Origin of the sequence: Streptomyces sp. W16, from assembly GCF_033194735.1 — a bacterium.
Classification (GTDB): Bacteria; Actinomycetota; Actinomycetes; order Streptomycetales; family Streptomycetaceae; genus Streptomyces.
In genome coordinates, this window is the sequence record NZ_JAWOAI010000482.1 from 1 (window position 1) to 7,503 (window position 7,503).

At 68.8% G+C, this 7,503-nt stretch carries 6 protein-coding genes; 4 read left to right on the top strand and 2 right to left on the bottom strand.

The window, feature by feature from the left end; genetic code table 11:
* Positions 1–1,014, bottom strand: a 1,014-nt coding sequence (locus tag R6V09_RS41105) for a LacI family DNA-binding transcriptional regulator (protein ID WP_317886599.1), incomplete at its 3' end; no start/stop codon positions are given.
* A 270-nt stretch (positions 1,015–1,284) separates the two neighbouring features.
* Here R6V09_RS41105 and R6V09_RS41110 point away from each other — a divergent pair.
* The 4 genes from R6V09_RS41110 (at position 1,285) to R6V09_RS41125 (ending at position 6,724) form a co-directional block, all read left to right on the top strand.
* On the top strand, positions 1,285–2,211 hold the full coding sequence (locus R6V09_RS41110) for a carbohydrate ABC transporter permease (protein WP_317886594.1): 927 nt from the start codon (positions 1,285–1,287) through the stop codon (positions 2,209–2,211).
* A gap of 2 nt (positions 2,212–2,213) precedes the next feature.
* Positions 2,214–3,164, top strand: a complete 951-nt coding sequence (locus R6V09_RS41115; RefSeq protein ID WP_317886595.1) for a carbohydrate ABC transporter permease — start codon at positions 2,214–2,216, stop codon at positions 3,162–3,164.
* Between the two features lie 46 nt (positions 3,165–3,210).
* Positions 3,211–4,551, top strand: a complete 1,341-nt coding sequence (locus tag R6V09_RS41120; protein WP_317886596.1) for an ABC transporter substrate-binding protein — start codon at positions 3,211–3,213, stop codon at positions 4,549–4,551.
* A gap of 121 nt (positions 4,552–4,672) precedes the next feature.
* Positions 4,673–6,724, top strand: a complete 2,052-nt coding sequence (locus R6V09_RS41125; RefSeq protein ID WP_317886597.1) for a beta-galactosidase — start codon at positions 4,673–4,675, stop codon at positions 6,722–6,724.
* Here R6V09_RS41125 and R6V09_RS41130 read toward each other — a convergent pair.
* Complete coding sequence (locus tag R6V09_RS41130; RefSeq protein WP_317886598.1) at positions 6,717–7,364, bottom strand: response regulator transcription factor; 648 nt, start codon at positions 7,362–7,364, stop codon at positions 6,717–6,719. The genes R6V09_RS41125 and R6V09_RS41130 overlap by 8 nt on opposite strands.
* Positions 7,365–7,503: the final 139 nt, after the last annotated feature.

The window sequence follows — 7,503 nt, forward strand, 5'->3', positions numbered from 1 at the left end:
CACGGCGAGAGCGGGCGCCGCCGTACTCGCGCGCACCACGAGCTCGGTCGGCACCAGGGTGGTGCCGTGCTCGTCGCCCCGCTCCCGCATCCGCCGCAGGACACCCTCCACGCACAGCCGGCCGACCTCGGCGAAGTCCTGGTGGACGGTGGTCAGGGGCGGCAGGAAGGAGCCGGCCTCGGGGATGTCGTCGAAGCCGATCACGCTGACGTCCTCGGGGATGCGCCGGCCGCGCTCGTGCAGGGCCCGCAGCAGGCCCAGGGCCATCTGGTCGTTGGCCGCGAACACGGCTGTGCAGTCGGCCTGTTGGGCGAGGTCGAGGCCCACGCGATAGCCGGACTCCGCGGACCAGTCGCCGCGCACCACAGGGGGTACGGACCGTCCCGCGTCGGTGAGTTCGGCGCGCCAGGCGTCGGCGCGGCGCTGGGCGGCGAAGGACTCCTCGGGTCCGGCGAGGTGCCAGACCGTACGGTGGCCGAGGTCGAGGAGATGGCGTACGGCGGCGCGCGCCCCGCCGTTCTGGTCGGTGTCGACCACGCTGTAGCGGTCGCCCGCGTCGGAGTCGGCGACGACGACCTGGACGTGGGGCGGCAGTGAGATGGTCGCCGCGTCGAGGAGGTGGACCTCCATGATCGCGATGACGGCGTCGACGGCGAGTTCGCCCAGCCGGGAGAAGGCGCCGCGCACCTCGTCCTGGGTGGGGACGGCGACCGGCAGCAGCGTGACGGCGTAGCCCTCGTGCGCGGCGGAGGTGGCGATCGCCTCCAGGGTGCGCATGTTGCCGGTGGTGGAGAGGTTGAAGGTGATCACGCCGATCGTGCGGAACTCACCGCGCTTGAGGGCGCGCGCGGCGCTGTTGGGCCGGTAGCCCAGTTCCTTCATGGCGGCGAGGACCTGTTGCCGGGTCTCCTCGTTCACGCCCGCGTAACCGTTGGACACCCGCGAGACGGTCTGCGAGGAGACTCCGGCCAGGCGTGCGACGTCTGCCATCGACGCGCTCGGGGCGCGCCGCATGACCCGTTTCCCGCCGCGTCTACGGGGCTCCTCGGTGCCGGCCGAGGCACCGTGCGCTGTGTCCACCCGTCTCCTTCCCCTATCGATCCGATTGCCTGGGGCACGTTTCACCAAACGGCCCTTGACCACCGACATTGGGGCAGTGTAGACATGCCGCCATCAGATGTTTACGTAAACATAACAGGCCAGGACCCACTCGGACCTGGGTGTTTACGCAACCATCGCGACGGCGTGTGACGCCGGTTCCGAGATGGACGAGCGAGGAACTACATGACGACGCTTCAGCCCCCTGCGGCCGCGACTCGGCCCCCGGTACGGCCATCGGCCAAACGGGACCGCCGTTCCTGGACAGGGTGGGGTTTCATCGGCCCCTTCGCGGTGGTCTTCGCCTTCGTCTTCCTGGCTCCGATCGTGTACTCGGTCTATCTCAGCCTGTACCGCAACCAGCTCATCGGCGGCAACCACTTCGTCGGCCTGGACAACTACAAGCAGGCCTTCCAGGACGACCAGTTCTGGTCCTCCCTGGAGCGGGTCTCGCTGTTCCTGCTGATCCAGGTGCCGATCATGCTCGGCATCGCCCTGTTCGTGGCCCTCGCCCTGGACAGCGGCCGGCTCTTCGGCCGGGACTTCTTCCGGATCACGATCTTCCTGCCGTACGCCGTGCCGGCGGTGGTCGCCACCCTGATGTGGGGCTTCATGTACGGCACCCAGTTCGGTCTGGTGGGCGACATCAACAGCGCCTTCGACGTCACCCTGCCCGACCCGCTCTCCACGCACCTGGTGCTGGCGTCGATCGGCAACATCGTCACCTGGGAGTTCGTCGGCTACAACATGCTGATCTTCTACTCCGCGCTGCGGGTCATCCCGACCTCGCTGTACGAGGCCGCGGAGATCGACGGTGCCGGGCAGTTCCGTGTCATCACCGCCATCAAGCTCCCCGCGATCCGCGGCGCGCTGGTCATCGCGACGATCTTCTCGATCATCGGCAGTTTCCAGCTCTTCAACGAGCCGAGCATCCTGCGGCCTATCGCGCGCAACGCCATCACCACGGACTACACCCCGAACTTCTACACGTACTCGCTGTCCTTCAACGGCCAGCAGCACAACTACTCCGCGGCGGTCGCGATCATCATGGGGCTGATCACCATGGTCATCGCCTATGTCGTGCAGCTTCGCGGCATGCGCAAGGGAGCCTGACCATGAGCACCCCCGTCTCCACCGCCTCCCCGTCGGCGCCCGCACCGTCCGGCGGCGGCTCCCGGAGCGCGCCACGACTGCGCACCCCCCGCAAGAAGCACACCCCCGGGCGCCCCAAGCGCAGTGTGCTGCTGACCGTGCTCACCGGTCTGATCCTGGTCTACACCGTGGTCCCCCTGATCTGGCTGGTCATCAGCTCCACCAAGACCCAGTCGGGGCTCGCCGACTCGCACGGCCTGTGGTTCGCGCACCGCTTCGCCCTCTGGTCCAACATCCACGACACGTTCACCTACCACGACGGCATCTTCGTACGGTGGCTGCTGAACACCCTGCTCTACGTCGTGCTCGGCGCCGGCGGGGCCACCCTCCTGGCGATCCTCGGCGGCTACGCGCTGGCGAAGTTCAACTTCCCCGGAAAGCGCGCCGTCTTCGCCGTGGTCATCGGTGCCGTAGCGGTCCCGGGTACGGCCCTCGCGGTGCCGACCTTCCTGATGTTCAGCAAGGTGGGGCTCACGGACACCCCGTGGGCGGTGATCATCCCCTCGCTGGTCTCGCCGTTCGGCCTCTATCTGATGTGGGTCTTCGCCACCGAGGCCATCCCCGTCGAACTCCTCGAAGCCGCCCGGATCGACGGAGCCGGCGAGATCCGCACCTTCTTCCAGGTCTCGCTGCCGCTGCTCGCCCCCGGTGTCGTCACGGTGCTGCTGTTCACCACGGTCGCGACCTGGAACAACTACTTCCTCCCGCTGATCATGCTCAGGGATCCGAACTGGTACCCGCTGACCCTGGGCCTGAGCGCCTGGAGCTCGCAGGCCCAGACGATCGGCGGCGACGTCATCTTCAACCTGGTGATCACCGGTTCGCTGCTCACCATCGTGCCGCTGATCGCCGCGTTCCTGCTGCTGCAGAAGTACTGGCAGTCCGGTCTCGCCGCCGGAAGCGTCAAGGAATAACCCCACCCTCAAGAAGTCCCACCCACGAAGAAGTGGAAGCATCTCCATGCGCAGAACCACCGGCCGCCTGCTGCGCGGCCTCGCCCTCCTCTCCGTCCTCTCCCTGGGGGCGACGGCGTGCGGCAGTTCGGACGACGACAGCTCCAGCACCAAGGCTGTCTCCGCCTCGGACATCCAGGCGGCCCTGAAGAAGGGCGGCACGGTCAACGTCTGGGCCTGGGAGCCCACGCTGAAGACGGTCGCCGCCGACTTCGAGAAGAAGTACCCCAAGGTCAAGATCAACCTGGTCAGCGACAAGTCCGGTGACAAGTACTACACCGCGCTGTCGAACGCGATCGCGGCCGGGAAGGGTGTCCCGGACGTCTCCCAGGTCGAGTACTTCGCGCTCAGCCAGTACTCCCTGACCAAGGGTCTCAGCGACCTGACGCCGTACGGCGCCGACAAGTTGGCCTCCAAGTACACGGCCGGTCCGTGGAACGCGGTGAGCGACGGCGACAAGGTCTACGGCCTGCCGATGGACTCGGGCCCGATGGCGATGTTCTACAACAAGAAGGTCTTCGACAAGTACAAGATCGCCGTCCCGACCACCTGGGACGAGTACGTCGTCGCGGCCCGCAAGCTGCACAAGGCCGACCCGAAGGCGTACATCGCCAACGACGCCGGTGACGCGGGCTTCACCACCAGCATGCTGTGGCAGGCCGGTTCGCGCCCCTACAAGGTCGACGGCACCAAGGTGACGGTCGACTTCGAGGACGCGGGCGCCAAGAAGTACACGGAGACCTGGCAGAAGCTCCTCGACGAGAAGCTCGTCTCGCCCATCAACGGCTGGACCGACGACTGGTACAAGGGCCTCGGTGACGGCACCATCGCCACCCTGACCACCGGTGCCTGGATGCCCGCCAACTTCGTCAGCGGTGTGGCCGGTGCCTCCGGTGACTGGCGCGCGGCCCCGATGCCGCAGTGGACCGCGGGCGCCAAGGCCAGCGCGGAGAACGGCGGTTCGTCCCTCGCCCTGCCGACGCTGGGCAAGAACAAGGAACTCGCCTACGCGTTCGTCGAGTACGCCAACGCCGGCGCCGGTGTGCAGACCCGCGTCGACCAGGGCGCCTTCCCGGCGACCAAGGCGGAGCAGCAGTCGGCTGCGTTCCAGAACAAGGCGTTCCCGTACTTCGGCGGGCAGCAGGCCAACAAGATCTTCGCCCAGTCCGCGTCCGAGGTCGCTTCCGACTGGTCTTACCTGCCCTTCCAGCAGTACGCCAACTCGATCTTCAACGACACCGTCGGCAAGGCCTACATCTCGGGCACCACGCTGGCTCAGGGTCTGAAGAGCTGGCAGGACGCCTCCGTCAAGTACGGCAACGAGCAGGGCTTCACGGTCAACAAGTGACCTGCTCGAAGTAACCGGCACCTCCTCGGGAGCCGCCGCCGAGCAGCATTCGCTCGGCGGCGGCCCGCCCTGAATCCACCACACGTCTCGTTCCACCTGTGCAGTAACCGGAAGGACCCCCATGATCTCCACCCTCCTTTCCCAGTTGCGGCACGGCCCGGACGGCGACGCCACGCCCCGTCTCGCCTACGGCGCCGACTACAACCCGGAGCAGTGGCCGCGCGAGGTGTGGGACGAGGACATCCGGCTGATGCGCGAGGCCGGCGTCAACATCGTCTCCGTGGGGATCTTCTCCTGGGCCCGCATCCAACCGGCCCAGGACGAATGGGACTTCGGCTGGCTCGACGAGATCATGGACCTGCTGCACGCGGGCGGCGTCGGCGTCGACCTGGCCACCGCGACGGCGTCCCCGCCGCCGTGGCTGAGCACGGAGCACCCGGAGATCCTCCCGGTGACCGCCGCCGGCGAGACCCTGTGGCCGGGCGGCCGTCAGCACTGGCGTCCCACCTCGCCCGTCTTCCGCGAGCACGCGCTGCGCCTGGTACGGAAGTTGGCCGAGCGCTATGCCAGCCACCCCGCGCTGGTCGCCTGGCACGTCTCCAACGAGCTGGGCTGCCACAACGTCTACGACTACTCCGACGACGCTGCCCGCGCCTTCCGTGACTGGCTGCGCGCCCGCTACACCACGATCGACACGCTCAACTCGGCCTGGGGCACGGCGTTCTGGTCCCAGCGGTACAGCGACTGGGAGCAGATACTGCCGCCCCGGCTGGCCGCGTCCTTCCCGAACCCCACCCAGCAGCTCGACTTCAAGCGCTTCTCCTCCGACGCGCTCAAGAACCATCTGCGCGCGGAGCGCGACCTGTTGCGCGAGATCACGCCGGACGTGCCGGTCACCACGAACTTCATGGTGATGGGCAACACCAAGGGCATGAACTACGCCGACTGGGCCGCCGAGATCGACTTCGTCTCCAACGACCACTACGTCACGCCCGGTTCGCAGGACCGCGACGAGCTGTCCTTCTCCGCGAACCTCGTCAGCGGGATCTCCGCCGGCCGTCCGTGGTTCCTCATGGAGCACTCCACCAGCGCCGTCAACTGGCAGCCCGTCAACGTGGCCAAGCGCCCCGGCGACCTGGCCCGTGACTCGCTGCTGCACGTCGCGCACGGCGCCGACGCCGTCTGCTACTTCCAGTGGCGCCAGTCGGCGGCCGGTGCCGAGAAGTACCACTCGGCGATGGTGCCGCACGCCGGTGCCGACAGCGAGGTCTTCCGCGCGGTGGCCGAACTCGGCCGCACCCTGCGGACGTTGGCCCCGGTCGCGGGCACGGACCGCGAGACCGCCCGGGTCGGCATCGTCTTCGACTGGGAGTCCTGGTGGGCCAGCGAGCAGGACTCGCACCCCACCGACCGGCTCGACTACCGGCAGGAGGCGCTGGACTGGTACTCCGCCCTCCTCGACCTCGGCGTACGGGCCGACATCGTCACCGCGCAGACCGCCCTCGACCGCTACGACGTGGTGATCACGCCGGTGCTGCACATGATCCCGGCAGCCCTCTCCAAGGAGCTCACGCGCTACGTCGAGCAGGGCGGCCACCTGGTCTCCACCTACTTCTCCGGCGTCGTCGACGAGAACGACCACATCTGGCTCGGCGGCTACCCGGGCGCCCTGCGCGACCTTCTCGGCATCCGCATCGAGGAGTTCGGCCCGCTGCTCGACGGCGACACGGTCGAGCTGGACCTCGACGGCGCCGCCACGGGTTCCCTGTGGACCGACCGGATCACGGTGACCGACCCGGAGGTGGAGGTGCTGGCCCACTACCGCAGCGGTACGTACACCGGCCGCCCCGCCGTCACCCGCCGTACGGTGGGCGGGGGTTCGGCCGCGTACGTCTCCACGCGACTGGGCCGCGAGGGCCTCACCGGTCTGCTCCCCCAGTTGCTCGCGCCCGCCGGTGTCCGCAGTGAACTGCCGGACGCCGCAAGGGGAGTTGTCGAGCTGACCGTGCGCCGGAACGCCGACAACCGCTATCTGTTCCTGGTCAACCGGACCGACGGGACAGTGCCGTTGACCGGGCTGTCCGGGGAACTGCTGGTCGGCAGCGCGGGCGAGGACGGTTTCCCCGTGCTCGCCCCCAGGGAGGTCGCCGTAGTACGCCGGCCCGTCAGGTGAGTTCGAGCAGCCCCCGGCGGACGGCCTCCGACACGGCCGCCGCCCGGTTGTCGACCTTGAACTTGCGGTAGATCCGCACCAGATGGGTCTTGATCGTGGCCTCGCTGAGGAACAACGCCTCGGCGATGGCCCGGTTGCTGCGCCCCTCGGCCATCAGCCGCACGACCTCCACCTCGCGCCCGGTCAACTCCTGCGTGGGGTCGACCACTTGGCCGACGAGTTCACCGACGATCTCCGCCGCCAGCCCGACCGAGCCGGCGGCGGCCGTACGGACCGCCTGGAAGAGTTCCTCCGGCGGCCCCGCCTTCAGCACATAGCCGCGGGCGCCCGCCTCCAACGCCCGTACGACATCGGCCCGTCCGGCATAGCTGGTCAGCATCACCACCGCCACCCCCGGCGCCCCCACGGCCAGCCGCCGGACGGCCTCGACGCCGTCGATCCCGCTCGCCGGCCCGGCGAACCGCAGGTCCATCAGCGCGACGTCGGGAGTCAGTCGGGCCGCCAGGCGTACGGCCTCCTCACCGCTGCCTGCCTCGGCGACCACGTCGAGGTCCGGTTCGCCGTCGAGCAGGGCGCGCAGCCCGGCCCGTACGACGGCGTGGTCGTCCGCGATGAGGACACGGAGCGGTTCGGCGGTCATGCGGTGGTCGCCACGGTGAGAGATGGGACCGGACGGCTCCGGGGCGGGGCGGACACCGTGGCGCGGATCCTGGTCCCGCGGCCCGGCACGCTGCTCACATCGAGGTCTCCGCCGCACTCACGCAGTCGCGCCCGGGCCG

Excerpts from the sequence above, each read along its gene's own strand:
- R6V09_RS41110 (WP_317886594.1), top strand. The coding sequence starts at position 1,285 with ATGACGACGCTTCAGCCCCCTGCGGCCGCGACTCGGCCCCCGGTACGG.
- R6V09_RS41115 (WP_317886595.1), top strand. The coding sequence starts at position 2,214 with ATGAGCACCCCCGTCTCCACCGCCTCCCCGTCGGCGCCCGCACCGTCC.
- R6V09_RS41120 (WP_317886596.1), top strand. The coding sequence starts at position 3,211 with ATGCGCAGAACCACCGGCCGCCTGCTGCGCGGCCTCGCCCTCCTCTCC.
- R6V09_RS41125 (WP_317886597.1), top strand. The coding sequence starts at position 4,673 with ATGATCTCCACCCTCCTTTCCCAGTTGCGGCACGGCCCGGACGGCGAC.
- R6V09_RS41130 (WP_317886598.1), bottom strand. The coding sequence starts at position 7,364 with ATGACCGCCGAACCGCTCCGTGTCCTCATCGCGGACGACCACGCCGTC.